Annotated in this window: 9 protein-coding genes; 2 read left to right on the top strand and 7 right to left on the bottom strand. The window is 48.2% G+C overall.

What is annotated here, in order from left to right; translation table 11 throughout:
- Nucleotides 1–70 precede the first annotated feature (70 nt).
- The 6 genes from QNJ26_01575 to QNJ26_01550 form a co-directional block, all read right to left on the bottom strand.
- Nucleotides 71–3,709, bottom strand: a complete 3,639-nt coding sequence (locus tag QNJ26_01575; GenBank protein ID MDJ0984204.1) for a zinc-ribbon domain-containing protein — start codon at nt 3,707–3,709, stop codon at nt 71–73.
- Between the two features lie 271 nt (nt 3,710–3,980).
- On the bottom strand, nt 3,981–4,301 hold the full coding sequence (locus tag QNJ26_01570) for an HNH endonuclease (GenBank protein MDJ0984203.1): 321 nt from the start codon (nt 4,299–4,301) through the stop codon (nt 3,981–3,983).
- Nucleotides 4,302–4,428: 127 nt separating this feature from the next.
- Complete coding sequence (locus QNJ26_01565; GenBank protein MDJ0984202.1) at nt 4,429–5,292, bottom strand: hypothetical protein; 864 nt, start codon at nt 5,290–5,292, stop codon at nt 4,429–4,431.
- A 318-nt stretch (nt 5,293–5,610) separates the two neighbouring features.
- On the bottom strand, nt 5,611–5,955 hold the full coding sequence (locus QNJ26_01560; GenBank protein MDJ0984201.1) for a hypothetical protein: 345 nt from the start codon (nt 5,953–5,955) through the stop codon (nt 5,611–5,613).
- A gap of 423 nt (nt 5,956–6,378) precedes the next feature.
- Nucleotides 6,379–6,531, bottom strand: a complete 153-nt coding sequence (locus tag QNJ26_01555; GenBank protein MDJ0984200.1) for a hypothetical protein — start codon at nt 6,529–6,531, stop codon at nt 6,379–6,381.
- Nucleotides 6,532–6,629: 98 nt separating this feature from the next.
- Complete coding sequence (locus QNJ26_01550) at nt 6,630–6,794, bottom strand: hypothetical protein (protein ID MDJ0984199.1); 165 nt, start codon at nt 6,792–6,794, stop codon at nt 6,630–6,632.
- Between the two features lie 303 nt (nt 6,795–7,097).
- Here QNJ26_01550 and QNJ26_01545 point away from each other — a divergent pair, with 303 nt between their 5' ends.
- Both QNJ26_01545 and QNJ26_01540 read left to right on the top strand, forming a co-directional pair.
- A complete protein-coding gene (locus QNJ26_01545) occupies nt 7,098–13,289 on the top strand; it encodes an FG-GAP-like repeat-containing protein (protein MDJ0984198.1) in 6,192 nt (2,063 codons plus the stop codon).
- 23 nt (nt 13,290–13,312) lie between these two features.
- A complete protein-coding gene (locus tag QNJ26_01540) occupies nt 13,313–13,831 on the top strand; it encodes a hypothetical protein (protein MDJ0984197.1) in 519 nt (172 codons plus the stop codon).
- A 201-nt stretch (nt 13,832–14,032) separates the two neighbouring features.
- Here QNJ26_01540 and QNJ26_01535 read toward each other — a convergent pair whose 3' ends face one another.
- On the bottom strand, nt 14,033–15,760 hold the full coding sequence (locus QNJ26_01535) for an SPFH domain-containing protein (GenBank protein MDJ0984196.1): 1,728 nt from the start codon (nt 15,758–15,760) through the stop codon (nt 14,033–14,035).
- Nucleotides 15,761–15,966 lie beyond the last annotated feature (206 nt).

Genomic DNA, 15,966 nt, shown 5'->3' with positions numbered 1-15,966 from the left:
TTGTTGGCCTTTTGGACTGTTATGTTGAACTAAAAAAGCCAATGCGGGGTAAAATCTTTAAAATGGTTCATCATCCGCCGACAAACTTAGCCTCCACCCAGCCGGTGCTGTAATAGTCTTCCGGCAGATAGGTCAGCTTGTCGCCATTGAGTTGTTTCATAAAAATTTGATCATACTGCATAAAAAACGTCGGCTGCGATTTGTCGACGGGGATGGCGACCAGATCGGGCGGCTGCAAAAACAGCGCGGTTTTAAATGATCCTTTTTTCCAGGAATAGGTGCGCTGTTTGGGCAATCGCCTGTAGTCATTGCGTGTGCCGCCGGATTCAATCCCGGACAGCACCGTGAAATAATAGCCTTTATATGGCTTTGATGTGTAACCGAAACGTTTCTGCCCGGCTGGATCGGAATGGGCCACCTTCTGATCCACAAGCGCCATGGGTTTTTTGGTTTTACGGCCGTACAGGTAAAACAGCCCCGCAAGATCGTCGCCGTATTTTGAGCGATCCTTGCGCCGGGCACTGGCGATTTGCTTGAGTGTTCTGACCACCTCACGGTGGTTGGCAATGTCCTGTTTATATTTCTGGTAGCGGGTTTCATCTACCGTTCGCTGGCGAACATCAAATTCAATGGTCTTATTGATTTTTTCGGTGGCCACATCGATGACAAAACGGGTGGGCAATCCCCAGAAATACATCTTTTTCTGATTGCCTTTGATCCCCGTATAGCCATCCTTACGTAATTGCAGGCCCTCGGCATCAAACGCCATTGACTGGATGACATCATTTTTGCCGGCATTCAATGTGATCTCATTCTGATTGAAAGTTACCTTGATGGTTTGACCGGAAGGCAGCCGTTTAACGCTGGTTTTGCGGTCAGCTTGTTTTTCAAAAGTAACGCGCTCAATGGTCGCTGCCAGCTCCATCCGCACTTTTCCGAAGGCGGCATGGGCGCTTTTAAGCTGTCCGTCTGTAAGCCCGTAACTGAAACCGCCCGGGCTGTGAAATGAAGTGCCCGCTAAATAGACCGGCTCGCGCTCACCAAAAAAGTGGACTTCCCAGGCAATATCGCCGCTATAGGGCCCCCGGGGAAGCGTGACCCGCAGGTTGTCGTTCCACATCATGCCACCGGCTTCCCGCCACGCCACATTCAGGCCATTGAGCTCACTTTCGGTGTAATTCACAAAGGTTTGCATGGGGCGATGGTCATAGCGCCGTCTTGCAGGTTCTTCCGGCTTGTGAGACAGGGCCAGCTCTTTGCCCTGGTTGAGGTCAGCCGCTACCTCAAAGGCATGCTCAAAGTTTTCTTCCACCACGACCGCTTGCAGCCGGTAGATTTCACCCTGAAAACGAGCGGTGGCGGACGAGGTCCCGCTCATGGATTCTTTGGGGGCCAGCGAACGCCCGGATTTGTCAAACGCATACAGCCGCGCTGAAGCACCACCGCGAAAGCTGATTTTGGTCACATCCTTCTCCAGGCGGGCCAGCTTCACTGATACCCCTTCAGATTTGCGGATCGTGCCGGGGGCGTCATTAGTGGCGACAAATTCAAATATTTTCAGACGCGATGGTAAGGTGAGATTAAACTGGATTTTGGCGGTTGCCAGCTTTTCGGCCGGGGTTTTCTTTTTAACGTTAATCTCGATAAAGCCGGGCGAAGCACTACCCGGGTTAATGATGGGCTGAAAGGCGTTTTCCTCCACCCGCATGATATTGGCACCATCGGTTGATGCGACTTCGATGACCTCATATTTTAACTGGGCCAGGGATGCATTTGGAATGGCAAGCGTGTCAAATTCCAGGGTCATGCGGGGCTCATCACCAAAACTCCAGTAATTGCCGGGAAAAAGGTTTTGCTCAACCGCTGCGGGCACGGTTTTTTTCAAAGTGTCGATATTGACGGTCGGTAAAATGCGCGGCGTATCGATGTATTGAGCGGCAACGGGGCCTTCTGTGGGCTCTAACGCCATACCCTGGGCAAATAGCTGCCCGATGGTGGCCTCTGACAAGGCCGCAAAGAAGGCTTCATCATCTGTCTGCTCCCAGTTGAGTGTTATCATCAGACGATTGTTTTTGTGCTTGAGGGTGTGTCGGTAACGCGGATCGTTAAAAAGCTCGACCAGCTTTAAGACCATACCGTCAACATCAAGATCGTCTGGATCACCGGCTTTTAATTGCTGATATATACGGTTGCCATCGAAACCCTCGCGAAATTGCTGGGCATAGCTTAGCACGCGGTCATTGATTTCATCCAGGCGAAAACCCACCGCCAGCGATTCCACATTTTTCATTGGTTCGGATAATTGGGTCAGAACCCCGCCTCCCATGGCGATCATCATGGCGGCCTGTGGGTTCTGCTGCACGGCTGGGTTGCCCTGGATTTTTTTCTGCCAGTCTGTGCTGAAATTTTCAGGGATGCGAACCGCCAATACAGCCAGGTCCTGCGGCTGGGCAAGGGCGGCGATCATTTGCGCCACCAGGGTTTTGCGCAGGGAGTCTGGTCCTTTGCGCAGCAGTCTGGAGAAACTTTGCGGAGCTATAATGGCGATGTCATCGACAAATTGAACGCGGTATTGATCAATGGGGAAGCTTTGTTGTTTGTCGGCCGGTATGGCGTCTTTTTTGAAAGCGTAAGATCCATCCGGCAGCGGCTCCAGCACCTGTACAAAATTCGCCTGGGCACTTACCAGTTTCTCAAGACTATTGCCCTCTTCACCGCTGGCTAGAATAACCGGTAATAAAGTGTATTGCGGATGCGGATAAAGGAAAAGCTCAATGTTTTTTAACCCAAACGATTTGATAACAGTAGTGGTCATCTTATAGCGGATGTCTTTTTTATCTGCCGCCATGTTCTGATCCACAGCCGCCAGCAGCAGAGGGACATTGAGATTAAGGGCGCCAATCGGTTTGGCTTTTGCCAGGTTTCCGACAGGTGCCGTTTGAGCAGGTGGTTGAGCTTTTTCAACGGCCGGTTTTTTTGCGAAGATTTTGTCCAATCCCAGACGGCTTTTGTCTAAACCATACCAGTTGGCGGCCGCAAAATAACCGGCCACCAGCACTATAATGAGGACGGCTGCCGCTAAAAACGCCCGCCGGCTTAGCCAGATTGGATTTGCACGCTGCCCGGCATCAGCGATCAGCGGGGCCTCTGCCCCCTCAAACGCACCTTGCGCTGCTTCATGAGGTTGCGGCTGAGTCGGCGGGGCGTCTTTTTGAAGTGCCGATGGGCCTGTTTGAGTTGCTTGCAGAGACATGGGGCGGCCGCAGTCCCTGCATTTGGTGCTTTTGACACCCGGTGGAATCTTGGCGGAATTGATGCTGTATTTTTTACCGCAATACAGACAGGCGATCTCAAGGATCCCTGATTCGGACGCAGCGGGTTTTGCCGATTTGGATATGGGGGCCGCCGCGTCGGTTGCAGGCTTTAAGGAAATCGCATGGCCGCAGGCTTTGCAGCGGGTGCTGGTGACGCCCTGGGGAATGGCACTGGATTTGATCTTGAACTGCTGGCTGCAATATTGGCAGCTGATCTGCACAATGTCTGATGGCATTGCTGTTTTGGAAGCGCTTTGAGGCTGAGTCTGGGATTTTTGGGGCTGAAGGGGAACCGAACCCCCGCAGGCTTTGCAGCGCGTGGTGTTGACATTGGGCGGTATCTTGCTTGAATTTACCGTGTAAACTTTTTTGCAATTCGAACAACTGATTTGCATGATGAATTTCCTGATGTATGGGCTTGGGTGCTTCGGGTATTCAGAAATTTTGTGTTGCTGATTCTAGCAGGGTGTATGGGTAACCCGTTAGCCGGCTGATCCGATTGCCCGTTGGTTGGGTAAGATGGTTTTTGTTTGTTAGGGTTAACGGTTAACCGGCTAACGGGCCAACGGGCAACAGATACTTGGTTTAGGCAACTGTTAAAATTATCGCATATAAATGGAATCTTCGCAAATTTTTCGACCCTGGGAAAAATAAATAATAATGAATTTAGGATGATGTTGAGGTAAGTTTCTGCAGGTATGCCTCCCACTCCATGGGCAGGAGTTGTTTTTTAGCGGTGTTGCAGGTTTTGCAGCAGGGCACTACATTGCCGCGGGTGCTTTTGCCGCCGCGTGCAATCGGAACGATATGATCCATGGTCAGCTCCTTGGGCGGTGTTTTGCTGCCGCAGTAATAACACACCCCTTTGGCCAACTGGCGCTTCCACCATTGGGATCCGCGCAATTCCCGGGCTTTGTGGCGTTCGCGCTTCAGATCCGATTTTTCCAGATCATAGGCAAAGGGTTCGGGGGATTTTTTTTTCTTCATGTTATTTTTAAATGAGCGTGTTTAGTATTTAGTGTTTTGTGTTCAGCGGTTCAATAACGAATAGATATGTTTATATGTAAAATCAAATACCAAATTCCAAAAACGAAACACCAAATACCTGATGAAATTACCTTTTGGTGTTTAACTGCTCCTGCTTGCATAATATATTTCCTAACCAATTTTTAATTTCCTGATTTAAAATTTCATAATAGGCGTCGGAGCCGCCCAGGCCGCGGCGGCCGAAAAAATAATTGATTTCAAGCATCAGGGGCTTGCTGTCTTTATGAGTCGAGGCAAAGATGACATCAAAGCCGGCCAGATTGATGCCGGTTTTGCCACAAAAAGATGTTACGAAACCCTTTGCCACCTTTTGTTGCTCGGGAGCAAAAGCGGCATCGATGCGTGCCCCCTGCGATACATTTGACCTAAACGTTTGGGTATCTTCCTGAATCCGCCAGTATGAAATCAGGGACTGGCCGATGATGGCGACCCGCAGGGTCCTGCCCTGTATGGGGACGTATTCCTGTATTAAAAAGCCTTTTTGACCCGAGCGCTCAAAATCGATGGCTTTTTGCAATATTTCTGCAAGATTTTCCGAGGAATTTATCAGAAAAACAGTTTCGCCTTCACCTCCCCAGTCAAATTTGAAAACCCATGGCATTTCAAAAGCAAGATCTTCGGCGTTCTCACCATACTGCCGCCTGAAATCCGTCAGGGCAGCAAAGGTTTCGGTACGCGGGTGAGCAGCGCCGCTTTTTTGGAACAGCTGGATCTGACCGATTTTTCCGGGATAAGCAAAACGCGCATCATAATTGGGAAAAACATGACGGCAATTGTCGATGGCCATCTCGTACAGAGATTGACGGCAGCCTTGGGGCAATACAATCGCCTTGGCGGCTTTGATGGCGGCCAGATCATCTGTATTGGGCTCGCGCCCGGCACAGATAATGTTTTGGTCTGCTTCAAATAAAGGATGAAAAGAGACGATCATAGTTTAATTTACCACAAACACCGGCCTCGCTTTGAGGTCAAGGCAGTTACGCTACTTACCCGGAAAGTTGTAGATTTTTATTGGACACCAAAAATTAAGTTAACAAGATTGAGAATAAAGTCAAGCAGTTCGAGAAATTGAACATAGATAAATGCCTGTCCGGCGGGACCTGGGAATAGGTGTCAAATGCGGGGCATTGGATTTCAGCAGAGATCGCGCTGCGCGCCTAAACCGGTGGGGGCTGCAGAGCATGCGTGCTTGTGCCACCCACCGGTAAGCGAGATGCGCGCCAGCAGGAGATATCCGATCTAAGGGCTATTAGTTTGCCGTGGATTGGTAAAACTGAACTTCCAAAAAGTGATCTATTTTATACTGCTTGGGTTCCAGACGTCTTTGAATCATCGCCTGAACCAGCAAATCCCTTTGGGTATCAAAGAATTGTGCCTTTTTATCCTGGAGCGTTGCATGATGCCGCAGTGTCGCGGACCCGGAAGTGTGCAGCAAATCCGCCTGTGATTCGCACTTCTCTATCTTTTTGACGATGCTGTATTCATATAATGTGGCCAGGTCAACCATTTCATTGGAAAGCTCAGGTGAGTGCAGCGAACTTAACAAAGCACCCAAAGCGATCATCAAGCCAATGATCAATAATTTAGTGTACATGTTGCCCTCCTTTGCTTTCATTTTTTATCTAAAAGGCTCCATGTCTTCGGGTTTCAAAAAGCAGAATCAATCAAAAGGACTCGGGTGAGTTCATATTCAGAAATGTTTACGGAATCTGCGGAAATCTTGTGTCTCAACTCTACGGGAAATGGATACTTTCTAAGCCTTCACATTTCAGAGGAGCAAATGTGGTGCCAGGGGTTTCAATTGGGGCAAGAAATACACATAGGATGACTTAACATATTTATATATATAATATATTTTTAATTGATGGAAAGATATGGCTCTCGCAGCTGTCGCGGTTAGGTTTCAAAAAGTGTCAACTATGTTTACAGGTATTGACTAGTTAGTTGCATTTATTACGTCCAATTTCATACCTGGATATGGGTTTTAGTTTTTTGATTGGATCGACAAAAAATAATGTCAGGGTGGGGACCAATGCGCCGGTGGGCGTCGCCATTCTTGATTGGGAAAGGCCTTCTGTGATTGCTTTTTTCGCTCTTCCGGGTCAGTCGCGCAGGCCAGCATCAGCATTGTGGCAGTCACCAAAGCCGCCAGTATCTTCAACATCTTCATGATATAATCCTATTTTCCTGTTCTTCTGTAATCAAGGGCAAAGACTATGCAAGTTTTAACGCCGCCATAGACAAAATCCAAGTGTTTTTAAACCAATTTCAATCAATAGCGCCGATGCTAAAAAAAATTATCCGGCCCCAGGCCGATCCCTGCTCGGGGGCCGGATAGCGATCCCTGATGGCCTGGCCTTGATCGGGTGCGATGATACCGGCGTTGACCCACCCGTCTATTTCAGCAATCAGCCATTTAATGTGTTTTTTCATATGCGATCAGACCATCCCGGTCGTAATGTCAGTTGGTTTCACTAGACAGTTTTAGAGGTATTACGCCCGTCAAATTGTAGTCATGATTGACGAAAAAGATCAAATTTATCGTTATTTTTTAAGCCAAATTGTCAAATGCTGTCAAATGCTGTCAAATGCTGTAAAGTAATGTAAAATATTGAAAATATTACTATTTTTAGCTTGATCCAATTTGTTTATTTTGCTAGAATTCCGCCACAAATTCACACCTGAGTAAAGCTTAGCTGTAGGGGTAACTTTATTTCTGCTGAAGGGGGAGCATGAATGAAGCTATTTAAAGGGGGCGGCAGGGCTTTTTTTGGTATTTTTTGTATTTTTGTCCTAATCTTAATTTCATCAAAAGCATCAATTGCCGATGACAGCACCGTTGTCCCACAAGAAACCGACCCAAATTTAATTTCGACACCTGAACCCGTCTCAGAACCTGCCGTATTTGCATCGATAACTTCCGATAAAAAAACCGAAACAAGCCAGGGTGAGGTGTCATCTGATGAATCAGTGCAATCCGTTCAAGCGGCAGCCACATCTTCATATCAGGACTTACCCGGCTCAAATGATGCTGGCGGCAAATCAATAGCCTTGTCAGCGCTCACGGTCGATACGTTTCAATTTACCGGAGCAGCCGCCGGAAAAATTCCAATCTTTGTACCGCCCGGAAGGTTGGGTATCCAGCCGAAACTGGCTTTGATTTACAACAGCTACCTGAAAAACGGCTGGGTAGGTGTTGGCTGGGACCTGGATCTGGTGGCCATTCAGCGGTCAACCCGGCATGGGGTTGATTATGGCGGCAACGATTTTGTCGTTTTAATAAATGGCTCTTCATCCGAGCTTGTGGAAAGGCACGAATGGGGATCGGACTACTACGGCGCCAAAATCGAAAGTCGTTTCACCAAATATCAATATAAAGGCGATGCGGGCTGGGAAGTTACCGGCAAAAATGGCACCCGATATTTTTATGGGACCAGCTCTGCTTCGCGGCAGGTTGATCCTGATGATAGCAGCCGTGTGTTTAAATGGTGTTTGGACAGGGTGGAAGACAGCAACGGAAACTTTATGACCGTTGCCTATACAAAAGAACTGGGTCAAATTTATCCGGATCAGATTGATTACACCGGTAACGGAAACCTGGCGCCGGCAAATACCGTCAAATTTTATCTGGCCGGTCGACCCGATGTTGTCGATCGCTACACGGCCCGCTTTAAGGTGACCACCGCTAAAATACTTGAGGCGATCGAGGTACATGCAAACGGGCAACTGGCAGGCCGCTATCAATTGACTTACAAGGACCAGAACCCAAGCACTTCGCGTTCGCTGCTTCACGCGGTAACCCAGTATGGCAGTGACGGGCAAACGTCGCAGCCCCAAACCGAATTTACCTACACAACAAAGGAAGCCGGTTTTGAAAATTTGGGGTCTAACTGGATTGAGTCAGGCTATAAGAATTTTGCTGATGACCCGGGTCTTATTCGGCCGATGGACGTCAATGCCGATGGCAGACAGGATATTGTGATCGGCCCGAGCGGTTCCGGTAAATGGTTTGTGCTGAGATCCGCCGAAAATCAAATGATCAACGATGGTGCCTGGATTGAGGGTGCCTATAAGAACTGGAAAGATAATCCTGACCGTATTCGCGCCATGGATGTCAATGCCGATGGCATGATGGACATTGTCATCGGTCCGAACAAGTCCGGTAAATGGTTTGTGCTGCGCTCAACAGGCACGGATTTTGTAGATGATGGGGCCTGGATAGCCGGTGCTTACGGCGGCTGGCATGATAATGCGAATCGCATACGCCCCGTGGATGTCAATGCCGATGGCATGACGGACATTGTCATCGGTCCGAATAAGTACGGTGATTGGTTTGTGTTGCGCTCAACGGGCACGCAATTTGTAGATGATGGGGTCTGGCTAACCGGCGCCTACGGTGGCTGGCATGATAATGCGGACCGCATACGCCCTATGGATGTTAATGCCGATGGCATGGTGGACATTGTCATCGGTCCGAATAAGTCGGGCAACTGGTATGTACTGCGCTCAACAGGCACGGATTTTGTAGATGATGGGGCCTGGATAACCGGTGCTTACGGCAACTGGTATGATAATGCGGCAAAAATACGGCCTATGGATGCCAACGGTGATGGATTTGCGGATTTGGTCATCGGGCCCAGCGGATCGGGCAACTGGTATGTGCTGCTTTCCACCGGCGATAGTTTTTCAGATGAAGGCGCCTGGATGACAAACAGCTTCGGCGGCTGGAAAAATTACCGCATTCGTTCTGCTGACGTCAATGGAGACGGGATGCAGGATATCGTATTGGGTCCCAATGGCTCCGGGGAGTGGTACATCTTGATGTCCACCGGAAGCAGTTTTATCAACAAGACCGAATGGAAACTTAAAGGCCTTTACGACAGCTGGCGGAAAAAAGAAAAGGCAGCTCATGTCCGTCCCATGGATGTGAATGGAGACGGTATGCACGATATTGTTATCGGTCCCAATAATTCCGGCAATTGGTTTGTCTTGATGGCCGGCGGATCTTATCCGGATCTGCTGGCTCAAGTTGATAATGGCGCCGGCGGGTCAACCGCCATTGATTATCTGCCCTCTTCACATTATGCCAACGATTTTTTGCCCTTTGTCTTGCATCCGGTCTCGGAAATAACCGTAAACGACGGATTGGACAATTTGGCCGGTACGGCGTTCAGCTATACGGGGGGGCGCTATGATATTGAAAGCAGGGAATTCAGAGGGTTTCATACCGCCGTGCAGACCAGCGCACCGGGTACGCCGCATGAAACCGTCACACTTACACAATTTCATCAAGACGAATATCTTAAAGGCAGACCATCTCAGGTTGAGTTCAAAGAGCCCGGTGAAACCGGCGCGCTGCTGTCCAAGACAGCTTTCTCATGGTTTGTGGAATCTTATGTAGCGGCAAATTTGCCTTATGCCGCGCATTGTTTTGTCTACCTGCAGCAAAAAATCGCCGAATCATATGATGGTGCGACAACAACCCGCCAAGAAATTTATCAATACAATAGTGCCAATGGAAATCTGCTTTCAAAAACCATATCCGGCACCGATGGTGAGACGCTGACATCCACCTACCAGTATTCAAATTTTGGAAACTGGACATGGCGCCCAACGCAGGAAACCATTGAAGGCAGTAGCAGCGGCAAGGTGCGCGAAGCCTATTACGGCTATGAATCCGATACCGGCAATTTATTGTACAAAGTATTCTGGTTGAGTGATGGTGACAACCCCAGGCTCGAGATGACCTATGACCCGTACGGCAATCAGCAAACGGTTAAAGACGCCAGAGGGAACATCACCGCCACTGAATACGATACCATCACCTATACCTTTCCCGTAAAAATAATTTATCCTGAAACCAACGGCATTTCTCACATCGTTGAAAACGAAGCCTGGGATTACCGCTTTGGCAAAGTGATCACCACCAGAGACGAAAACGGTAACCCAACCGAATATGCTTACGATGAATTCGGGCGGCTGGTGCAGGTGGATTTTCCCAATGGCGGGCAGGTGACCACCGAATATGTCGATACTGAATTTCCCCGCTATGTGGTCACCAAAGTCAAAGAAGACCCATCCGGCAGCACCATCGATACCTATCAATATGTTGACGGGCTGGGCCGGGAAATTCAGACGATCTCCTTTGGCGAGGCCGGCAAGTCCATTGTCACCAAAAAGTTTTATGATGCCCTGGGGCGCAACGATCTGGCCGAAGGCCCGTTTTTTGCCGCCGGTGTGGATTATCCTTTAAGTCCTTCCGATGCTTATCCCTGGCAGCAGATCACTTTTGATCTTCGCGGCCGGCCGGAAGCCGTTGAAAGCGCCGATGGTGAATATGGCTCGGTTGTCACCACGTTTGACTACAACGGCCTGTCAGCAACCGTCACCGATCCGGACGGCAGCCGTAAAACCGAGCGCAAAGATTATCTGGGGCGGGTGGTTGAGGTCGTCGAGCATGCCGATCAGCAGGACTATGTCACCCGCTATGCCTATAATGCCGCCGGGGACCTGCTGACCGTCAATGACCATTACAGCAACACAACCACCATCGATTATGATACACTGGGCCGAAAAATCAGCATGAATGACCCGGACATGGGCTACTGGGAATATACCTATGACTCAAACGGCAATTTGATCACCCAAATCGATGAAAAACTGCAGACAATATCATTTAACTATGACGTGCTAAATCGGATCATTTCAAAAACCTACTCAACAAATGACCCAACCGTTACCTACACCTACGACAACCTTGACATTGCTCATGGAAGAGGTCGTCTGTATGCGGCATCCAACGCGCATGCAACCACCATCTATAACGCCTATGACGAGATCGGCAACATTAAAAGTTTTTCTAAAACCATTGCCGGAGATGCCGCCACCTATACCACTCAATACACCTACGATCTGTCCGGCAAGCTCATAAACACCGCTTATCCGGATGGTTATCAACTGACCAATACCTACCATCCGAAAAGCGGTTTGCTTGAAGCCGTCAGAGACCCACAATCCAGCCTGCTGGCATATATGTCAAATTATACGCCCACCGGTAAAATCGGCCGAATTGATTATCGCAACACGGTTACTACGGAATATGCCTACGATCCGGAATCCACCCGCCTGATGTCGATTGTCACCCAGGGGCCGCAGGTGGTCGGCAATCAATCCGCCAGCGCGTCAATTGGGGTTGGCAGTGCGAGTCAATCTGCATCCATGACGGGGATAGGGGTGCCCGCGCCGACGCCCGAACCGTATTATCAGAACAAAACATATGCCTATACACCGGCGGGCAACATCAAAGAAATGACCAACAATATCGAAGGGGTCAGCTTTTACTGCACCTACGACAAACTGCACCGGCTCAAATCTGAAACCAATACCGGCGCTTATGATCCGATCAGCTACACCTACGGCGCCACCGGAAATTTAACCGCCAAAACCATCGGCAACCGCTCCTTTGACTACACCTATGACACTTGGCACAAGCATGCGGTTAAAACCATCGACGTCAATGGTTTCGACTTTCAATATGAATACGACGACAACGGCAACATGATCAGCGGGCCAGACTTTAGCGATCCGGCCCAGGTGGCCACCCGCAGCATCAGCTACAATGCGGACAACATGGTCACCCGTATCGTGCACGCTAAGGGCGGAAGCCAGGTCACCACTGATTTTACCTATGACGGTGACGGTGTGCGGGCCAAAAAGGTTATCGGCGGCGGCAGCACCACCTATTACATCGGCGCTCATTTTGAGATCAAAAACGGCGTAGCCACTAAATACATCTTCGCCGGCAATCTGCGGGTTGCGATGATTAAAGGTGCTGAGACCAGCTATTTTCATAAGGACCATCTGGGCAGCTCCACGGTGATGACCGATGCTGCCGGTGAGATGGTGGAGTCGTCATCGTATATGCCTTTTGGCGCGCTGCGCAGTCACAGCGGGACGGAGGTTTCCGATTACAAGTACACTGACCAGGAATTTGACCCCGAATCCGGTCTTTACAATTACAACGCCAGGCTTTATGATCCGGTCATCGGCCGTTTTATCAGCGCAGATCCGTTTGTCCAGGCGCCTTTTGATCCCCAGACGCTCAATCGCTACAGCTACTGTCGCAACAACCCGTTAATCTACATTGATCCTTCGGGGTACGGGTTTTTCAGCAATTTATGGGACAAAGTGAAGGGATTTGCTGATGATGCGACAAAATTTGTAACGACAAATGTTACCAGTGTTGTTCTCACAAATATTATATTTAGCGTATTTGATATAGCCGTCCCAGGTCTTGGGTTAGCGATTCAAGCTGGCATCGCCTCGGTATCCTATTTAGCCGGTGATTTTGCAGGGGATAAAGTCGAAAACGCCATCAAAGATGGAGGCTCTTCATCTAAAAATGGCGTCAGCTTAAATAGTGTTGGATTCGCATCATCAAACCAATTCGGCAATAGTTCATTCGGAACAACATTTGATGGATCAGCGCCATTTGTTAATTATTCACAAACTTATGGTGGTAATTTTGATTATAAATCCGATTACTACAGTGCCAATATTGTCTCCCAAGGTCATATAAGTGATGGTACCTTTAGTGAAGCAATAGATAGAATTTATAAGGGATATTACTTCGGGACAGGTTTTGGTGACTATGCAGCAAATTGGTATGCAGATAAATTAGTCGACGCCGATAAATGGTATGAAAAGTTAGCCTATGGTGCGGGACTGTCCCTTGCTGTACTCTGGACACCAAATACCTGGTATAAAACAGCTGGGGTTTTAGCCGGTGGAGCATATTTAGGCCTTCAAGACCCGAAACGATTAGAAATCATCACTAGGCTACTAATGCACCTCTATGCAAAGGAACCAGTGTCAACTTTACCAAAGCACGTTCCAATGGCACAAAAGATAACTAAACATATTCGCTAAATTTTAAGCAAATTTGTAAATAAATGATTAAGAAAATATCTGAGAAAAAAACCGTCGTTTTTCAATACACACTTTGGAGAAAAATATATGCTATATTTTTATTTGTCGCGGTGACCTTACCTATTCTTGTAGGATGTGCTTCCGAAAATAAATTATTTGCTGGAATACTGGTTGCTTTATTTATAATGTTGCTTTTTGATTGCTACTTTAAAATAGTATTTGGTAAAATACTTATTAAAGAAGACAGACTAATAGTTGAACATGGAGGAGTATTTTGGAAATGGTTTAAAAAAAAAGAAGCTTTTCCTTGGAGAATATACACTTTCAAGGCATATTACTTCTATTATAAAGGTGAAAATCAGTATTCTTCTATTCATGTTACAGATTTAGAGGAAAAACAGTGTTTGATATTAAAAGGACAAGCCATTAAATCATTTTCCCATCTAATAAAACTTTTAAAAAAATATAATCCCAAAACTAAGTTGCTCAGTTTAGAAGAACATATCCGTAAGAAGGGTTTTCGCGGACTATTCTCCAAATAATTGAGATTGATATAGGTATTCTTTAATTTGAAAAATATTACATTGAAGGAAAAACTAGGGGGACGCCCATAAAATTATAAGATTCTAGTAAGCGCAATGTTACCTATAAATTAATCTGCACTCTACAAAGCAAGCATAGATGCAAGACCCTTAGACGTAGCTTTAATTATTTTTACCAAGGGCTTATTCAGCCCGGGTGCTCTATTGCGGTGCTTTGGCAGCTTCTTGTTTTTGCGGTATACCGCTGGCGATATTGCTGGCGCCGAGAATGGCGGCCGCGCCTTCAAAACCACCGGTTGATCCGGTGACCAGTGTTGTTGGTATTTTAACGATTTCAGGATTTTCAACTGCCGCGTTCAGCACTTTTTCCAATACGGCAAGCTGCATGACGCGCTCCTGACCCAACACAGTAGACTGGGCCTTCTGGCCGGTTGCAATTTCAATCAGCTTCAATTTTTGCCCCTCGCCTTCCAGCTTAGCGGCCAGTTTATCTTTTTCAGCGATTTTCACCCGGATCTCAGCCGCCACCAGCTCAGGCTGCTGATCGGCTGTTGCGCGGGCTTTTTGAGTTTGAATACGCTGATCCTGAGCCTCTCTTTCGCGTTTGAAGGTCTCCTGGAGCTGCTCGGCCAGTTGCTCCCGCAGCCGGGCCACCAAAAGCTCAGGCGGCACCACCGAATCCACCAGGCGCACGTCTTTGATCGTGACACCGGCTTTTTTGCCTTCAGGAATAACCGATGCTTCAATTCGCTGCTCTACAGCCGCCCGGTTTTCGTCGATCAGGCTCAGCACTCTTTCTGCTGCGCAAATATTTCTGACCACCGAACGGATGGATGGGGTGACCACCTTGTCTTCCGCGGCAGCGACATTGCCGACCGAGGCCACCAGAAACGGGGCATCTTTGGGCTCCACCTGTACCTGTATGCGCAGCTCCTGGGGTACCAGCCAGCCTTCCATACGGGTAAAAATGGCTGAATCGGCGGCATCTTCTGGAATGGAAACGGTTTCCGAGCGCTCTTTTTGCTCAATTTTGCCGTCCTGGGTGACCTGCAGGTCAATATAGCGGCGACTGTAGCCGCCTTTATAGTTCCAGGTCTGCACCCGGGTATCAACCACCGTAACGTTATAAGCGGTACGGTTCAGATAATAGCGGCCGGGCTGCAGGGGATCTTCCCAGACACCGACGGATCCTTTTGTAACCAGCGGAACGGCCAGCGACCCCTCAAGCTCGAAAGGTATTTGCGCAAGCTCATAGGATTCGGTTTCCTGCACGTTTGATTTGATAACACCCACAAAACCCGCCGGTATATCGGTGGCTTCGTTTAGCTGAATATTAAACAGGTATTGATTTAAGCGGTATTTGCCCGGCGGCAGGACGGTTAGCTGGGGTCCTTTCTGTCCGCCGGTTTTTAAAAAATATTCGGCTTGGAGCATCTTTTGAAACTGATCGTTGGGCCATGAATCGGCCAGATATTGGCCTTCTCTGAGTGGGGCGCCATCTTTGGCCACCATATAGCCGTAGGTACCTTCCTTGATGTCAATGACCGGGTATTCTTCCACATCAAAAAGCACGTTGAGCAGCAGTCTGAAGTGAAAGCCGGGTGGCAGGATTTCTGCCTGGGGCCCCTTCTGGCCATTAAAGGCGACAATTTGTCCAGGCGGCATGGGCTCGCCCAAATAAATTCGTTTAAGGTGACCAATGCGGGCCGCATCGATGATCACAAAAGAGGTTGAGAAAATCAAAAAGGCCGCAATTACACCGCAACCGATTTGGCACGGTAAAATGTATTTGCGCAGCGGGTTATCTTCGTCGATCTTTTTGCTGTTGCCTTCCTCGTCGACGACTAGCTTTTGCCGGGTTTTGGGGATTAATCTGGGGATGAGGGTAATGCCAAGAATAAATAAAACGGCAAAGACCAGTCGTAGCATAGCGAACCTCCTTATGGCCTGATGTTGAATTGGTTTTTAGCGGTTATATCGAATGAGAAAGGTAGGATGAGAATACCGCTGAATGTCGTTCCTCAGTGTACTTCTTTATATATGGTAGCACATATGTTCATTAAATTACAAATTTTGCCCAAAAAGCTAAACAACAAACCAAATATCCGCTTTTGGTAGGGGGACGCCCATAAAAT

Source organism: Desulfobacterales bacterium (assembly GCA_030066985.1).
Classification (GTDB): Bacteria; Desulfobacterota; Desulfobacteria; order Desulfobacterales; family JAHEIW01; genus JAHEIW01.
The sequence above is the reverse complement of the archived record's forward strand: the minus strand, read 5'-3'. Positions and strand labels throughout refer to the sequence as shown.

Coding starts and splice junctions, on each gene's coding strand:
- QNJ26_01575 (MDJ0984204.1), bottom strand. CDS start 3,709: ATGCAAATCAGTTGTTCGAATTGCAAAAAAGTTTACACGGTAAATTCA.
- QNJ26_01555 (MDJ0984200.1), bottom strand. CDS start 6,531: ATGAAGATGTTGAAGATACTGGCGGCTTTGGTGACTGCCACAATGCTG.
- QNJ26_01535 (MDJ0984196.1), bottom strand. CDS start 15,760: ATGCTACGACTGGTCTTTGCCGTTTTATTTATTCTTGGCATTACCCTC.
- QNJ26_01550 (MDJ0984199.1), bottom strand. CDS start 6,794: ATGAAAAAACACATTAAATGGCTGATTGCTGAAATAGACGGGTGGGTC.
- QNJ26_01565 (MDJ0984202.1), bottom strand. CDS start 5,292: ATGATCGTCTCTTTTCATCCTTTATTTGAAGCAGACCAAAACATTATC.
- QNJ26_01560 (MDJ0984201.1), bottom strand. CDS start 5,955: ATGTACACTAAATTATTGATCATTGGCTTGATGATCGCTTTGGGTGCT.
- QNJ26_01570 (MDJ0984203.1), bottom strand. CDS start 4,301: ATGAAGAAAAAAAAATCCCCCGAACCCTTTGCCTATGATCTGGAAAAA.
- QNJ26_01540 (MDJ0984197.1), top strand. CDS start 13,313: ATGATTAAGAAAATATCTGAGAAAAAAACCGTCGTTTTTCAATACACA.
- QNJ26_01545 (MDJ0984198.1), top strand. CDS start 7,098: ATGAAGCTATTTAAAGGGGGCGGCAGGGCTTTTTTTGGTATTTTTTGT.